12 protein-coding genes and 1 pseudogene are annotated in these 14,870 nt (G+C 33.7%); 11 read left to right on the plus strand and 2 right to left on the minus strand.

Going from position 1 to position 14,870, the window contains the following annotated elements:
- Positions 1–1,847 precede the first annotated feature (1,847 nt).
- The 6 genes from MKX82_RS21685 to alsE all read left to right on the plus strand — a co-directional run bounded on the left by MKX82_RS21685 (position 1,848) and on the right by alsE (position 6,527).
- Positions 1,848–3,344 (plus strand): BglG family transcription antiterminator, encoded by a 1,497-nt coding sequence (locus MKX82_RS21685; protein WP_341080007.1) that lies wholly within the window; start codon positions 1,848–1,850, stop codon positions 3,342–3,344.
- Positions 3,334–3,771 carry a PTS sugar transporter subunit IIA gene (locus tag MKX82_RS21690; protein WP_237943470.1) on the plus strand — a complete coding sequence of 146 codons (438 nt, stop codon included), beginning with the start codon at positions 3,334–3,336 and terminating at the stop codon, positions 3,769–3,771. Before MKX82_RS21685 ends, MKX82_RS21690 begins: the two co-directional genes overlap by 11 nt.
- An 11-nt stretch (positions 3,772–3,782) precedes the next feature.
- Entirely contained in the window at positions 3,783–4,100 is a 318-nt protein-coding gene (locus MKX82_RS21695; RefSeq protein ID WP_233317068.1) for a PTS fructose transporter subunit IIB, read from the plus strand.
- Complete coding sequence (locus tag MKX82_RS21700) at positions 4,100–4,570, plus strand: PTS sugar transporter subunit IIA (protein ID WP_341080009.1); 471 nt, start codon at positions 4,100–4,102, stop codon at positions 4,568–4,570. Before MKX82_RS21695 ends, MKX82_RS21700 begins: the two co-directional genes overlap by 1 nt.
- Positions 4,571–4,627: 57 nt before the next feature.
- Positions 4,628–5,719 (plus strand): PTS fructose transporter subunit IIC, encoded by a 1,092-nt coding sequence (locus tag MKX82_RS21705; RefSeq protein ID WP_237943474.1) that lies wholly within the window; start codon positions 4,628–4,630, stop codon positions 5,717–5,719.
- 118 nt (positions 5,720–5,837) lie between these two features.
- Entirely contained in the window at positions 5,838–6,527 is a 690-nt protein-coding gene (alsE, locus tag MKX82_RS21710) for a D-allulose 6-phosphate 3-epimerase (RefSeq protein ID WP_233317071.1), read from the plus strand.
- 92 nt (positions 6,528–6,619) lie between these two features.
- Here the strand turns inward: alsE and MKX82_RS21715 are convergent, their stop codons facing one another.
- Positions 6,620–7,609 carry a LacI family DNA-binding transcriptional regulator gene (locus tag MKX82_RS21715; RefSeq protein ID WP_341080011.1) on the minus strand — a complete coding sequence of 330 codons (990 nt, stop codon included), beginning with the start codon at positions 7,607–7,609 and terminating at the stop codon, positions 6,620–6,622.
- Between the two features lie 307 nt (positions 7,610–7,916).
- Between MKX82_RS21715 and MKX82_RS21720 the strand changes: the two are divergent.
- Together MKX82_RS21720 and MKX82_RS21725 are read left to right on the plus strand one after the other, a co-directional pair.
- Positions 7,917–8,078: pseudogene (locus tag MKX82_RS21720) on the plus strand (3-oxo-glucose-6-phosphate--glutamate aminotransferase); the annotation flags it as partial.
- Positions 8,050–8,895 carry an HAD-IIB family hydrolase gene (locus MKX82_RS21725; protein WP_237943478.1) on the plus strand — a complete coding sequence of 282 codons (846 nt, stop codon included), beginning with the start codon at positions 8,050–8,052 and terminating at the stop codon, positions 8,893–8,895. The pseudogene MKX82_RS21720 and the gene MKX82_RS21725, both read left to right, overlap by 29 nt.
- 169 nt (positions 8,896–9,064) lie before the next feature.
- On the opposite strand, the gene MKX82_RS21730 is transcribed toward MKX82_RS21725, so the two are convergent.
- Complete coding sequence (locus MKX82_RS21730; RefSeq protein ID WP_233319404.1) at positions 9,065–10,084, minus strand: LacI family DNA-binding transcriptional regulator; 1,020 nt, start codon at positions 10,082–10,084, stop codon at positions 9,065–9,067.
- 343 nt (positions 10,085–10,427) lie between these two features.
- On the opposite strand from MKX82_RS21730, the gene MKX82_RS21735 reads away from it, so the two are divergent.
- From MKX82_RS21735 to MKX82_RS21745, 3 genes are all read left to right on the plus strand, one after another.
- Entirely contained in the window at positions 10,428–12,098 is a 1,671-nt protein-coding gene (locus MKX82_RS21735) for a glycoside hydrolase family 13 protein (protein ID WP_341080014.1), read from the plus strand.
- 76 nt (positions 12,099–12,174) lie between these two features.
- Positions 12,175–13,821 carry a PTS transporter subunit IIBC gene (locus MKX82_RS21740; RefSeq protein WP_251647831.1) on the plus strand — a complete coding sequence of 549 codons (1,647 nt, stop codon included), beginning with the start codon at positions 12,175–12,177 and terminating at the stop codon, positions 13,819–13,821.
- Between the two features lie 4 nt (positions 13,822–13,825).
- Positions 13,826–14,632: an endonuclease/exonuclease/phosphatase family protein gene (locus MKX82_RS21745; RefSeq protein WP_341080016.1), complete on the plus strand. Its 807-nt coding sequence runs from the start codon at positions 13,826–13,828 to the stop codon at positions 14,630–14,632.
- Positions 14,633–14,870 lie beyond the last annotated feature (238 nt).

Raw genomic sequence — 14,870 nt, forward strand, 5'->3', positions numbered from 1 at the left:
TATTAGTGTATCACCAGATTTTAACTTTTTTAGTAGTTCATTAAAGGCTGGCCTATCTAAACTTTCCCACTTAAAGTAGGACTTCTACGCTTGCGATACTCTGCATCACATTAGAAAAGCTTACGACAACGAAATTAAGGAATAAATGCTATTTTTTAATAAACGTACTGGATAAAACAAAATACCTTTTATAAAATGCCGTTACACATTAGAAATGATTACATAAACTGATATAGGGAAGGATTTTTTAGCCATGAAATCAACCCATTCAATTGTATTCAAGAAACAGAGATGTACCATTTTTCGGTACATCTCTGTTTTGTTATTAGACGATATATATAAACCACTGCCTTTGTAGTGGTTTTACATAATGTAATTGGCAGGTTGTCAATTTTATATTTACATAAAAAATTTAATCAAGTTAGGTAAATACCTGAACCAGAAAAATAATCAAAACATAGTATATAGTACCCTAACATCAAGATAAACCCAACGGAGACTTGTTTTTGTCCTTTTCTTTGTCTCCGTCCCATACATACTAACTAATTTAAAATAATAAATGACATGTTCAAGCTAATTAGATTTCTTAATTTATTAGATAGGGATAAACGATGAATTTTTTAGCACTCGTTACAAAACCAATTAAGATTACATCAATTGTTATAGGAAGGATCTTTACCTATGAATTCAACCCATTCTATTGTATTCAGCAAAAACCACTAGGAGTGGTTTTATATGATGTATGTGTTAAATGAAAACAAAGAAATAGCATTTCATTGGTTCCTTTTTCACAGGATATCTTATGCAGGATCATTAGAATTGTTCCATCTTCTTTTTTTTTTTAGTATTTTAATCTTTCGCCGAAAAGTAGATAAAACGAACAAAAGGACAAGCGCCGTGGCCGAATCGGAAAAGGGTAATAATATATAGAATTAGGTTAACGTAACTGAATGAGGTAGACCCTCCTCCTCGAAGGTGTACAACGTCCACGTACACCTTTCTTTATGTCTGTATAACTATTTTAAGTCTTTTTAAATAAATGCTTGTCCCTATAATTCATAAAATGAGTTTACCTAGAAATAGGTCATAAATGTTCTAGTAAAAATGCATATAAAATTTTTATATAACGCCGTTACACATTAGAATATGGTTACATAAATTGATATAGGGAAGGATTTTTCTAGCCACAAAAATCAACCTCCTTTTATATGAAAAAACAAGGTGTACCTTTTTGGGGGCACCTTGTTTTTTCATATAAAGAAGATAAGTATACAAAAACCAATGCCCTTAGGTAGTGGTTTTACATGGTGTATGTTTATTTTATAAAGAAACACTATCCAATTTATTGAAGGTTGTGCTTTTTATGTGTCTAAGTATATCATTATTGAAGTGATGTATGAAAAGGAGACTAGTTTGTGAAAAGGTGTACTTAAACTAACGGGAGCGATAGTGCAATATGGAGGTATTAAAAGTAATCTAATCTTACTACGCGTAACAGGGGGAAGTAGGTGTTGAATCGACTCAGTCTTTAATTGGCACGTTATCAAAAAAAACTCAATACCTCTCTATTGGAGACACTTAAAAGTTCACTGAACTCATTAAGCGTCTCTTTTTTACTTTTGCTACATCGAGATATACATTCATAGGGAATACTTCTTAATAGGACTTAATTTAAGCAATAGAAAATCCATTAAATTTAAGCTGCTAGAGCAATAAAATACAATACCATTGACGCACTAAAGATAAACCCTATAAAATGTATGGAAAAAAGTGACCGTTGCAACGGTCATTTTCCAGCGAATTGTTTATTAAATTGTGTGTTAATATCAAATCAAGGAGGCAAGGAGATGAGTTCTAAAAGCAACTATGAACAAGAACTGTTACTGTTTCTTTCCAAAAATCAAGGATATGTTACATCGAAGGAACTCCTTGAAGTACTAAATGTATCTCAAAAAACGGTATATCGTTTAATAAATAAAATTAATAATGAGTACGAGGATGGCCCTTTAATCATATCTGAAAGAGGGAGAGGATATAAACTAGATTACGAAAAATTTATTAGTTCTCAAAAAAGTAATGATAATGATAAAGATAAAGAAAAGCAATTTACGCCTAGTGAGAGACGTAAACGAATTATGGAAGAATTATTGTTGTCTTCGCCCAAACCTATAAATGTTTATCATTTATTTAGTCACTATTATGTAGGAGATTCTGTGACTTTTAATGACGAGCAAATAATGAGTGAAGAGCTTAAAAAATATAATTTGGTTCTAGAGAGAAAAAATCGAACATTAGCCATACTTGGGGAAGAAGTTAATATTCGAAAAGCGATTAAAGATATTATTGAAATCTTTAATATTATCGATATTGATGATTTAAAGAGGAATCCAAAACTTAACTTCAATCAGTATGATGTGTTATTTATATTAGATCAATTAAGAAAGATTGAAGAAGATTTAAATATAACCATTCCTTACCCGTATAATGTAAACATTTTCTCACATTTATATATACTACTTAGCCGAACAAGAATAGTTCCGACTAGAATGTTCGCGGATGAGATTTCTAAAGAAGAAATGGAAAACATGGAGCGGGATATTTTGTATCCGGTTGCTAAAGTGATTGTCCATAATATCGAGAAATATTTGAACAGTCCTTTGCCTGATATTGAGGTCTATTTTCTTTATCAGTATTTAGTGTCATCGAGAATGCAGGGATCTCATGCTATTACTTCCACTTTTTCATCAGAAGTGATTCAAGTAACGAAAGAGTATATGGAAGGAATGAGTATTAACTTAGGAATGGATATAGACAGTCAATCTATATTTATCGATTTAGCCAACCATATTAAACCGATGCTTAACCGGTTAGAGCATAAGATTCGGGTTAAGAACAGTTTGTTAAGTCAGATTAAGGTAACGTATGAAGAAGTATTTATGGGTGTAAAGAAGGTTTCGGAATTACTGAGTGAGAAATTCAACCTACCAGCCATAAACGAAGATGAGATTGGGTTTATCACCCTTTATTTTGCAAAGGCAATTGAAACGGGTCAACATCAACGTCCGATAAAAACACTCATTATGTGTACAACAGGAATAGGAACTTCCGAGCTTTTAAAAGCAAAGGTTTCTAAGAAATTTCCAGAGATAGAAATTGTTGATGTGGTAGCATCACGAAATACTCAAATGCTAAAAGAGAAATATGCTGATGCTGAGTTGATACTGAGTACAGTTCATATTAAGGAAGATGTACCAATTCCTTATCTCTTAGTGAGTGCGATGTTTACAATTGATGATCAGAAGAGACTTCAGGGAAAGATAGAGGAAGTTTATCATGGAAATTAATTCACTCTATCAAATTCATTTTAATTGTGAGTTACAAACAAAAGAAGAAGTACACGCTTTTATTGCTGAAATAGTAGGTCAAGATAATCCTATGTCAAGGGATGAAGTCATCCATCATTTAAATGAAAGAGAAAAAGTGGGCAGTACATTAATTGCTGAGCATATTATGTTGCCCCATATCGAAAGCGACCAATTAGAGAAAAGTCAAATTTTATTTATCCGTTTAGCAAATCCAATTGAAGCTTGGGATTGCCAAACAAAAAATATTTGTCTAGTGATTGTAATTTTACTAAAGAAAAATGAAAGCGTTAATATGAAGAAGAGAATAGCCTTATTTACTAGATCTCTTGCAGATGAGGAATATCTAGACCGATTATTAAACAGTCATGAAAAAGAAGAATTTATAAATAAAATTATAAAATATTAGGAGGAATTATCATGAAAATAGTAGGAGTTGCAGCTTGCACAGTAGGAATTGCACACACATATATCGCACAGGAGAAATTAGAGAATGCTGGTAAGAAGGCTGGCCATGAAATCCATATTGAAACACAAGGAACGATCGGGACAGAGAATGAATTGAGCCAACAACAAATTGCGGAAGCAGACATCGTTATTTTAGCAACAGATGTTAAGATTGCGGGAAGAGAACGATTCGACGGGAAAAGAATTATCCAAGTTACAACAGAAATAGCGGTTAAATCACCAAATAAATTAATTGAAAAAGCAGCAGAGGTTGTCAACCAACAGAAATAATGAAAAAAGGAGAGATAATCATGGAAGTGAAAAATATTGTAGATTTAAATACAATCAAAACGAACATGAGTGTTAAGAGTAAGGAAGAAGCTATTCAGGAATTAGCTCAGGTCTTGCTTGAAAACGGATACATCAAAGATATTGAAGAGTTTACAAAGGATATCTATGCTAGGGAAGCGATAGGACAAACTGGAATCGGAAATTATATTGCTATTCCTCATGGAAAAAGTGATTCTGTAGAAAAGATAGGAGTAGCGATTGGGATTACTCAAGAAGAAATTGCTTGGGAAACTCTCGATGGTAAGGGCGTAAAGGGAATAATTCTGTTTGCGGTTGGAAATGATGATGGAGCACAAAATCATCTGAAATTACTATCATTATTTGCTAGAAAGCTAGGAAATGACGAAGTAATCGAGAAGATGCTACAGTCTAAAAACGCTGAAGATGTAAAAGAAGCTTTATGTAGCTAAGTAATCTTATAGAAACAGATTTATTGAAGAGGTCTTTAGTTGAAAGGAGAGTTAGTAATGAGTGGATTAAAAAAATTAAATCTTAAAGGCCATTTATTGACAGCAATCTCATACTTGATTCCAATTGTTTGTGGAGCAGGTTTCTTAATCGCAATTGGTATGGCTTTTGGAGGAACTAGTCAAGGTTCTTTAGTACAAGGAGAGTTTTCCTTATGGGATGCTTTAGCAACAATGGGTGGAGCAGGCTTAGGTTTATTACCTGTCGTTATCTCAACTGGTATTTCTTATTCTATTGCTGGTAAACCAGGAATTGCGCCAGGTTTCATTATTGGATTAAGTGCTAATGCAATTGGTGCTGGCTTTATTGGTGGTATCTTAGGAGGGTTTTTATCTGGTTATCTTGCAGTAGCTATTATTAAGCATTTTAAAGTTCCTAGTTGGGCTAAAGGATTAATGCCGACGTTAATTGTTCCATTTTTCACCTCTATTATTGGTGGACTAATCATGGTTTACATTATTGGAATTCCAGTTGCTGCTCTTACATCATTATTAACAGATGGATTAAACAGCTTAGGAACTTCATCCCTACTAGTATTTGGTGGAATTGTTGGTCTATTGAGTGGAGTTGACTTTGGCGGACCAATTAACAAAACAGTATTTGCCTTCGTTCTGACTATGCAAGCAGAAGGCATTAATGGACCTATCACAGCTTTACAATTAGTAAATACAGCAACGCCAATCGGATTTGGATTAGCTTACTTTATTGCAAAAATCTTCAAGAAAAACATTTATACACGATCAGAAGTGGAAACATTGAAATCAGCAGTGCCAATGGGTGTTGTTAACATTGTGGAAGGTGTAATTCCAATTGTTATGAATGATATTGTTCGTACTGTAACCGCTGTAGCCATAGGTGGAGCAGCTGGTGGAGCAGTAACGATGGTGTTAGGAGCTGATGCAACGGTACCATTCGGTGGCGTATTTATGCTACCAACGATGTCCAATCCATGGGCTGGTGTTGCAGCTATCTTAGTAAACGTTGTTGTAACAGGAGTTGCGTTGGCTTTAATTAAGAAAAAGGTTAACGAAGATGAGGAAATAGAAGTAGAGGAAGAAGATATCGATTTAGATGATATTCAAATTCTATAAAAAAATGTAAGCGTGTTAAATAAAGGCTAATACAAAAATTTAGGAATAATAATTTGGTCCATTCAAACTCAATTATTATTCCTAAAGAAACTAGAGATCTACGGAGGATTAATAGAGTATGAAAAAAGTAGAATTTTCACCATCACTAATGACTATGGATTTAGATAAGTTTAAAGAGCAGATCACGTTTTTAAACGATCATGTAGATTCTTATCATATTGATATTATGGATGGGCATTATGTTCCTAATATTACATTATCTCCATGGTTTGTCCAAGAAGTGCGAAAAATAAGTGATTTACCGATGTCTGCCCATCTAATGGTAACGAATCCAAGCTTCTGGGTTCAACAATTAGTGGATCTAAAATGTGAATGGATTTGTATGCATGCAGAAGTACTAGATGGTCTTGCTTTCCGATTGATTGATCAAATACATGATGCTGGACTAAAAGCAGGGGTAGTATTAAATCCAGAAACTCCTATTGAAACAATTTTCCCTTATATTGATTTAGTAGATAAAATTACTATTATGACAGTAGACCCAGGATTCGCTGGACAACGCTTTATTGAAAGCACTCTAGATAAAATTGTAGCTTTAAGAGAATTACGTGATGAAAAAGGCTATCAATATGTTATTGAAATGGATGGATCATCTAGTCGAAAAACATTTAAAAGAATTGATGCAGCCGATCCTGATATTTATATCATAGGTCGTAGCGGTCTATTTGGATTAGATGAAGATATTAAAAAGTCATGGGAAATAATGTGTAAAGATTATGAGGATATGACTGGCAAAGTAGTAGAATAAAAGTTTACAGAGGCTGGGAGAGAATCCCCGCCTCTTTTTTTATTTCATTTCTTTATTCATCAATTAGTCTAAAGTCATAATTCCTGCATTTATTATGTTGACTCTCGAATGATAAGATTAGTAGGTAGTCTAATAACTTCCCTCTCTAAATTAACATTTCCTAATAAGCAATCGAGCAATTTTAACAATGCTTTTTGACCTAATTCAATGATTGGGGTATCAATTGTTGTTATAGTTGGAGTCACTACTTGGCAAATCATTTGATTATCAAAGCCTATAACGGCTAAGTCCTTGGGAATATTAAACCCTGATATAGTTGCTTTTTTGATAAGTCCAGCTGCAACTTGATCATTACCTGTAAAGATAGCAGTTGGACTATCTTTTAAGTTATGAATCTGTTTAAAGAGATGGAAACCATCCTCTATATTAAATACACCGCCAAATACCCAATCGTGTTTTTGAGGTAGATTGTAATCAGCTAAGGCTTTTAAGTATCCATCTTTTCTTTGGCATTGAGCTTCGCTATATGGTGTGTCATAGCAAAACCCAATCTTTTCATGCCCCATTTCAATTAAATGTACTACAGCTTTATAAGTTGCTTCATATTCATCATATCCAATTATGGGTATGTCAGCACAATGGTGATACTCATTACATAACAAAATAGGTCCGTATTTTAAAAATGGTTCTATTTTACACCAATCGTTTTCTAACGCTCCTAGAATAATCCCGTCTATTTCTTTATGCTTCAATAATTCTAGCAATTCTAGTTCAGATGTTTGGTTATAAAATGTTTGAAAAACAACTGCTTTATAATTATTAGTTAATGCCTGCAGGGAAACACCTTTAATTAATTGTGCAAAAAAGGGATGGTCAATACTCGGTACGGATAATGCAATTGTTCGAGTTTCGTTTTTCCTGAATTGCCGAGCTATTGAATTAGGAATATAGTCCATTTCGTTGATAACTTTTAAAATCATGTCTCTTTTCTCTTTAGAAACATAGGGGTGATTATTCAAAACACGAGATACAGTGGTTTTTGATACATTACATAACCTAGCTATTTCATCAATTGTAGGCATATACTACCATCCTTTGAAAAAATGTTGACATGTTATCGATTTCAGAAATTAGGATAAAATTGTAATGGATTTCCACATAACCAATTTGGGGGAGGTACTGCTTGCGAAAAAAAGCTTACAATTTCAGGTAAAGGTAAGAAAGCATGATACGGTTTATTATTTTAAGGTAACGTACATGAATTTTTTATAGAAGACCGCATTGTGAATGAGCAGTGAAACAATTATATAAATAACAATGAAGTACAAAATTGCAGAATATTTATCTATATATTTACAGAAAAGGGATGTGAATGCAACTAAAAGCAAATTATCACACATGCGAAACACCCCATTGGTCAAGGACAAACACATCACAGGACTCGCTCATAGCCAGATTTTAAATTTGCCGTTGTATCCAACATCTACTATAGAAGAAAGACATGTTATGGAGGGATTGTTTAGTGTTATTAAAAAAGACGTTGGAGTATAAAACTCTTTCACCTGTTGAACAACCAAAATATATTATATTTTGTGATTTTGATGAAACTTACTTTCCTCATAAGATTGATAAAGAGAAGCAGCAGGATATTTATGAGCTAGAAGATTATTTAGAACAAAAAAGTAAAAGCGGAGACATACAAATCGGCTGGGTTACTGGGAGTAGTATAGAATCTATTCTCGATAAGATGAAAAGAGGTAAATTTAGATACTTTCCTCATTTTATAGCAAGTGATCTTGGGACAGAAATAACGTATTTCTCTGAACATAATTTTGGTGAGCAAGATATTAACTGGAATAGCCGAATAAATCAAGATTTTAGCAAAGAGAAGATGGAAAGAATGGTTAAACATCTACGAGAGAATCATAATATCTTTTTAAATCCACAAACTCAATTAGGTATTTCTCGTTATAAGCATAATTATTATTACCAAGAGCAAGATGAAATAAATGATAAAAATAACTTGTTAGCTATTGAATTAATTTGTAAGGAACATGGGGTTTCTGTAAATATAAATCGTTGCAATCCTCTAGCTGGTGATCCCGAGGATAGCTATGATGTAGATTTTATTCCTATAGGTACAGGTAAAGATGAAATCGTGCGATTTATGTTAGAAAAATACAAGTTAGGACCAGAAAATGCGATTGCATTTGGAGATAGCGGAAATGATATTAAAATGTTACATGCAGTGGAATATGGATATTTACTTCAAAATGCAACACAAGAGGCTAAAAATGCTTTCCCTAATATATCAGAAGATGAATACTCTAAAGGAATCAAAATGACTTTAAACAAAATTATCGGATAAAGAAGAGTGAAATAAAAAGTAGGGATTTCCGGTTCAGGTAGGGTGGATAGTATGAAAATAAGCTATTTATTAGGGAGATTACCGTGAAATAATAATGATAAAAACCCCATCATTATGTTGGGGTTTTTGGAATGTTTTACGCTAGAGAAAAAACTTCTAAATTATAAATTTATATCCTTTGACTGGTCTGTCGTTCAACTAATCGATGTGGTACAATGACTTGTTTAGCTTCCTGACCGGGATTTTTTATTAGATCCAATAGGCAGTCTGCAGCATGATAACCTAGATTAAAAATATCAATATCTACTGTTGTCAATGGAGGTCTAGTAAATTCACTCAACATTAAATTATTAAAACTAACAATGGAGAGGTCCTTAGGTATGGAGTACCCCATTTTATCAATTGTGCCCATAATGCTAAAGGACAATAAATCATCCTTTACAATAAGAGCAGTTGGCGGTGACTGCAAGGACATCAACCTTGAGATTTCTTTTATTCCTCCATCATTAAGGAGTTCTTCTTTCACAATATATTCTTCTTGATATGGTATGTTAGCATCTTGTAATGCTTTTTTATATCCAAGTATCCGGTCCATCGAAACAACTGAATCTAAACTTCCGCAGACATAGGCAATTCGTTTATGTCCAAGTCGGATAAGGTGGTCTGTCACATCTTTACCTGCTTGAACATTATCGTTATCGACGTGAGTAATTTGGTTGACATTATTATATGGCTTACCGATAACTGAGAATGGAAACTTCTCTTCTTGAAGGAAAGACATAATTTTATCATCAATACTTGAATAGAGAATGATAACACCATCTACTCTGCCACCATGTAACATTCGCTCAACACCTTCCAGGCTCTCCTGTTCACTTTGTCCTGTTGACATATAAATAGCAAAATCTTCTTCATGTGCCTTCGTACTGATTCCTCTTATTACTTCAGGAAAGAAAGGATTCTGAAAGACTTTATCTACTGAACTTGGCATGACAAGGCCGATTGATTGTGTACTACGGTTTGCGAGGCTTCTAGCATTATAATTAGGATGGTAGCCTAAAGACTCCATTGCTTCTCTTACTCGGTTCTTCGTTTTTTCACTTATACGTGGATTGTTTGCGATGACTCTTGAAACTGTAGATGGAGCGACTTTTGCAAGCTTAGCTACATCTTTAATAGTTACTGACATAAATTTTCACTCCAAATCTCCTAGTACATACATTGTATAGAATTATTTGTGTTAGGTTTTTATAAGGTTAATCAATTTTAAGAATTTGGCTGCTTAATGGTGATAATTTTGGTATTTTCAGTTCATTTTCTTTTATTATAGCTTATTTACCCAATAGGAAGTTCCAGTAAAATCTTAACGAATAAAAATGTTTTTTCATAGTTACATTTTGTTTAGCAATAAATTAGCATAAATAAATAACAAGTAATAAAAAAGAGGTAGCATTATAAAGTTTTTGCGCAAACGGTTGCATAAGTAAATAAGTTATGTTAATCTCGTTATTAGTAAGAGAGGGGTCTTTATAATGAATAAAAATAAATGGTGGAAAGAAGCAGTTGCTTATCAAATTTATCCGCGCAGTTTCATGGACTCAAATGGTGATGGAATTGGTGATATTCAAGGAATCATATCCAAACTGGATTATTTAAAAAATCTAGGGATAGATATTATTTGGGTTTGCCCGATTTACAAGTCGCCAAATGATGATAACGGTTACGATATTAGTGACTATAAAGATATCTTAAGTGAATTTGGGTCTATGACTGATTTCGATCAATTATTAGATGAGGTCCATGCAAGAGGTATGAAACTGATTATGGATCTTGTTATTAATCATACTTCTGATGAACATCCTTGGTTTATTGAAGCTCGTTCTTCAAAAGAAAATGAATACCGAGATTATTATATATGGCATTCAGGTATTGATGGTGAAGAACCGAATAACTGGGAATCTATCTTTGGAGGCTCAGCATGGCAGTATGATGAAAAGACGGAGGAATACTATCTTCATGTATTTTCTAAAAAACAGCCTGATTTAAACTGGGAAAATCCAAGTGTCCGCCAAGAATTATACGAAATGATTAATTGGTGGTTAAATAAAGGAATAGATGGTTTCCGTGTCGATGCCATTTCTCATATTAAAAAGGTTGCAGGATTCCCTAACATGCCTAATCCAGAGAATAAACGTTATGTACCGTCGTTTGATGGGCATATGAACCGCCCGGGAATTAATACTTTCCTTGACGAATTAAAACGTGAAACCTTTGATAATTATGATATTGTGACTGTAGGTGAAGCCAACGGGGTATCTGTCGAAGAAGCCGATTTATGGGTAGGTGAAGAAAATGGGAAATTTAATATGGTTTTCCAATTTCAACATTTAGAGCTTTGGAATAAAAGTGTAAATAATGGTTTAGATATTCATGCTTTGAAAAACACCCTTACCAAATGGCAAAAAGGCCTGGAGGATAATGGATGGAATGCCTTGTTTTTTGAAAATCATGATCAGCCGCGTTCTGTTTCCACTTGGGGAAATGATAAGGAGTATTGGGCTGAATCTGCTAAATGTTTGGCAACGCTGTATTTTTTAATGCAAGGAACACCATTTGTATATCAAGGTCAAGAAATTGGGATGACTAATGTTCAATTTCCAGCTATTGAGGATTACAATGATGTTGCAATTAAGAACTTATATAAATTGGAAAAAGAAAATGGGAAACCTCATGAAGAGATAATGGAGATTATTTGGAAAACGGGTCGAGATAATTCAAGAACACCAATGCAATGGAGCGACGATTTAAATGCAGGGTTTACTACAGGGAAACCATGGATGAAAGTAAATCAGAACTTTAGGAATATAAATGTTGACCTGGCGTTAGAAAATCCAAACTCTATCTATCATTATTATAAAAAACTTATAGACTTACGAAAAGAAAATAAGGTTCTTGTTTATGGCGCTTATGATTTGATATTAGAAGAACACGATCAAATTTATGCATATACACGAACATTAAATACCGAAAAAATGCTTATTATTACAAACCTGTTTCCACAGATTACAAAATTTGTCTTACCTGCAGATCTTACAGTTGAATCAACAGAGTTGTTAATTAGTAATTACGAAGTTGACAATGGTGATGAAATAAAAGAAATCACCTTAAGTCCTTATGAAGCTAGGGTATATCGTTTAAACTAAGATGAATAAAGCATGCACATTTGTGCAAACGTTTGCCTAAAAATAAATTTAATTGGTAGTAGGAGGATGTCAGAAAATGAAAATACTTTCATTTGATTTTTGGCAGAAATTTGGTAAGGCATTACTTGTTGTTGTCGCAGTTATGCCGGCAGCAGGTATTATGATTTCGCTTGGGAAATTGGTTAGTATGACTGGTGGGGATTTGACAGTTATCCAAACAATAGCACGAGTTATGGAGGACATTGGCTGGGGAATCATTGGGAATCTTCATGTGCTGTTTGCCGTAGCTATTGGTGGTTCTTGGGCGAAGGAACGTGCGGGTGGTGCTTTTGCAGCATTAATTGCTTTCATTCTAGTGAACCGAATTACTGGTAATATTTTTGGTGTAAATAGTGAGATGCTAGCTGATCCTAAAGCAACTGTTCAATCTTTATTTGGTAGTGAATTAATTGTTAAAGATTATTTTACATCGATTCTTGGCGCACCGGCGTTAAACATGGGGGTTTTTGTAGGTATTATCTCGGGTTTCTTAGGAGCTACTCTATTTAATAAATTTTATAATTATGATAAGTTACCACAATCACTTGCATTCTTTAATGGTAAAAGGTTTGTTCCATTTGTAGTAATTGTTGGCTCAGTTGTAACCGCTCTCGTTTTATCAATTGTATGGCCATTTATTCAAGGATTATTAAATGATTTTGGTCGTTGGATTGCAACTTCTCGCGATACAGCACCTGTTATTGCTCCATTTATTTATGGTGCATTAGAACGTTTACTATTACCATTTGGTCTACATCATATGTTAACTGTTCCAATGAACTATACAGAACTTGGAGGAACATATCAAATCTTAACAGGTTCTAGTGTTGGACAAACAGTAGCCGGACAAGATCCTCTATGGCTAGCGTGGATTGCTGACTTAAATAATTTTCTTGCAGCTGGTGATGTAGAAAGTTATAAACAGTTATTAAATGAGATAACACCTGCACGTTTTAAAGTAGGACAGATGATACTTTCATGTGCTGCTTTGATAGGTATTGCATTGGCGATGTATCGCAATGTAGATAAGGATAAGCAAAAAAAATATAAATCTATGTTCTTGTCAGCTGGATTGGCTGTATTTTTAACTGGTGTCACTGAACCAATCGAGTTTATGTTCATGTTTGCTGCTCCAATTTTGTATATAGCATATGCAATTATGACTGGTTTAGCTTTTGCAATTGTTGATATTATTGATATACGAGTTCACGCCTTTGGAGTAATTGAACTATTAACTCGTTCACCAATGATTATTAAAGCAGGCTTATGGTTAGATTTAGTTAATTTTGTAATCGCTTGTGCAGTGTTTTTCGGATTAAACTTCTTCGTAGCTTCGTTTTTGATTAAAAAATTCAATTTCCCAACTCCTGGACGTGCTGGCAATTATATCGAGGAGGAAAATGGGGAGTCGAACCAAGAAGGGAAAACTGCCAACACAAATGATAATTCACTTGCAACGACGATTATTGGGTTATTAGGCGGCAGAGATAATATTGAAGATGTTGATGCTTGTATGACCAGATTGCGTGTAACGGTAAAGGACACAAATGCCGTTTCTACAGAACAGCAATGGAAGCAAAATGGCGCGTTAGGCTTAATAGTAAAAGATAAAGGGGTACAAGCAATTTATGGTCCTAAAGCAGATGTCTTAAAATCAGACATTCAAGACCGCTTAGGAATGTAAGATTATGAAACTATTAACTTTAAACTGCCACTCTTGGCTAGAAGAAAATCAGCTGGATAAAATAAAATACCTTGCTAAAACAATTAAAGAAAAATCGTATGACGTCATTGCTCTTCAAGAGGTGAGTCAATCGATTAGCGAAATACTTATAAAGGAAAATATTAAAAAAGATAATTATGGACTTGTTTTACTAGATGAACTTTATAAGCTTGGAGTAACAGATTATCAATTAGTTTGGGATTTTTCTCATATCGGATTTGATATATATGAGGAAGGACTAGCTATTCTTACAAAACATCCCATTATAGAAAAATACTCATTTTTTGTGACAAATAGCAGGGATACAAATTACTGGAAAACAAGAAAGATTGTTGGTGCAAAAATATCCTACGACAATCAACCTATCTCTTTTTATTCCTGTCATCTAGGCTGGTGGCATGATGAAGAAGAGCCATTTAAAAATCAAGTTGATTCTCTTTTGAATTGTATTCCAAAGGAAGATAGGTTCTACTTAATGGGGGATTTTAACAATAATGCATCTATTAAAGATGGAGGCTATGATTATTTAATAAGCCAAGGTCTTTTTGATACGTATCACCTTGCTGAAGAAAAAGATAATGGCATAACTGTTCAAGGTAATATAGATGGCTGGGACAAAAATAAACAAGATCTTCGAATCGATTTAATACTAACAGGACAACTAGAGCCGATTAATTATTCAGGTGTTATTTTTAATGGGAAAACAAAAAGGATTATTTCGGACCATTTTGGAGTCGAAATAGAAGTGGATAACCATAAACAAAGCGGCTGATTGAAAGTCATTGGTTAAATAGAAACAACTGTAAAGTTATACTGTTTTAAAGTGTGAGCGATATAGCTTCTCCGTTGTTTCCCTTTGCGAGTATGGCTGCCTTGAATGCCTAATTTCTCTAATGTTTTGTGGTATTGCTTAGATGTGAAACCTTATTTAAAGAAGTTGTTTAAATCGTATTGTATCAAAAATGGGGCTTTTAATTGAATAAGAATACATTGAAGAATCGCTTTCCTTT

Origin of the sequence: Niallia sp. FSL R7-0271 (assembly GCF_038005785.1) — a bacterium.
GTDB lineage: Bacteria > Bacillota > Bacilli > Bacillales > Cytobacillaceae > Niallia.

Bases quoted from the DNA above. Each gene is read 5' to 3' on its own strand.
- MKX82_RS21685 (WP_341080007.1), top strand. From the start codon at position 1,848: ATGAGTTCTAAAAGCAACTATGAACAAGAACTGTTACTGTTTCTTTCC.
- MKX82_RS21690 (WP_237943470.1), top strand. From the start codon at position 3,334: ATGGAAATTAATTCACTCTATCAAATTCATTTTAATTGTGAGTTACAA.
- MKX82_RS21695 (WP_233317068.1), top strand. From the start codon at position 3,783: ATGAAAATAGTAGGAGTTGCAGCTTGCACAGTAGGAATTGCACACACA.
- MKX82_RS21700 (WP_341080009.1), top strand. From the start codon at position 4,100: ATGAAAAAAGGAGAGATAATCATGGAAGTGAAAAATATTGTAGATTTA.
- MKX82_RS21705 (WP_237943474.1), top strand. From the start codon at position 4,628: ATGAGTGGATTAAAAAAATTAAATCTTAAAGGCCATTTATTGACAGCA.
- alsE (WP_233317071.1), top strand. From the start codon at position 5,838: ATGAAAAAAGTAGAATTTTCACCATCACTAATGACTATGGATTTAGAT.
- MKX82_RS21715 (WP_341080011.1), bottom strand. From the start codon at position 7,609: ATGCCTACAATTGATGAAATAGCTAGGTTATGTAATGTATCAAAAACC.
- MKX82_RS21730 (WP_233319404.1), bottom strand. From the start codon at position 10,084: ATGTCAGTAACTATTAAAGATGTAGCTAAGCTTGCAAAAGTCGCTCCA.
- MKX82_RS21735 (WP_341080014.1), top strand. From the start codon at position 10,428: ATGAATAAAAATAAATGGTGGAAAGAAGCAGTTGCTTATCAAATTTAT.
- MKX82_RS21740 (WP_251647831.1), top strand. From the start codon at position 12,175: ATGAAAATACTTTCATTTGATTTTTGGCAGAAATTTGGTAAGGCATTA.
- MKX82_RS21745 (WP_341080016.1), top strand. From the start codon at position 13,826: ATGAAACTATTAACTTTAAACTGCCACTCTTGGCTAGAAGAAAATCAG.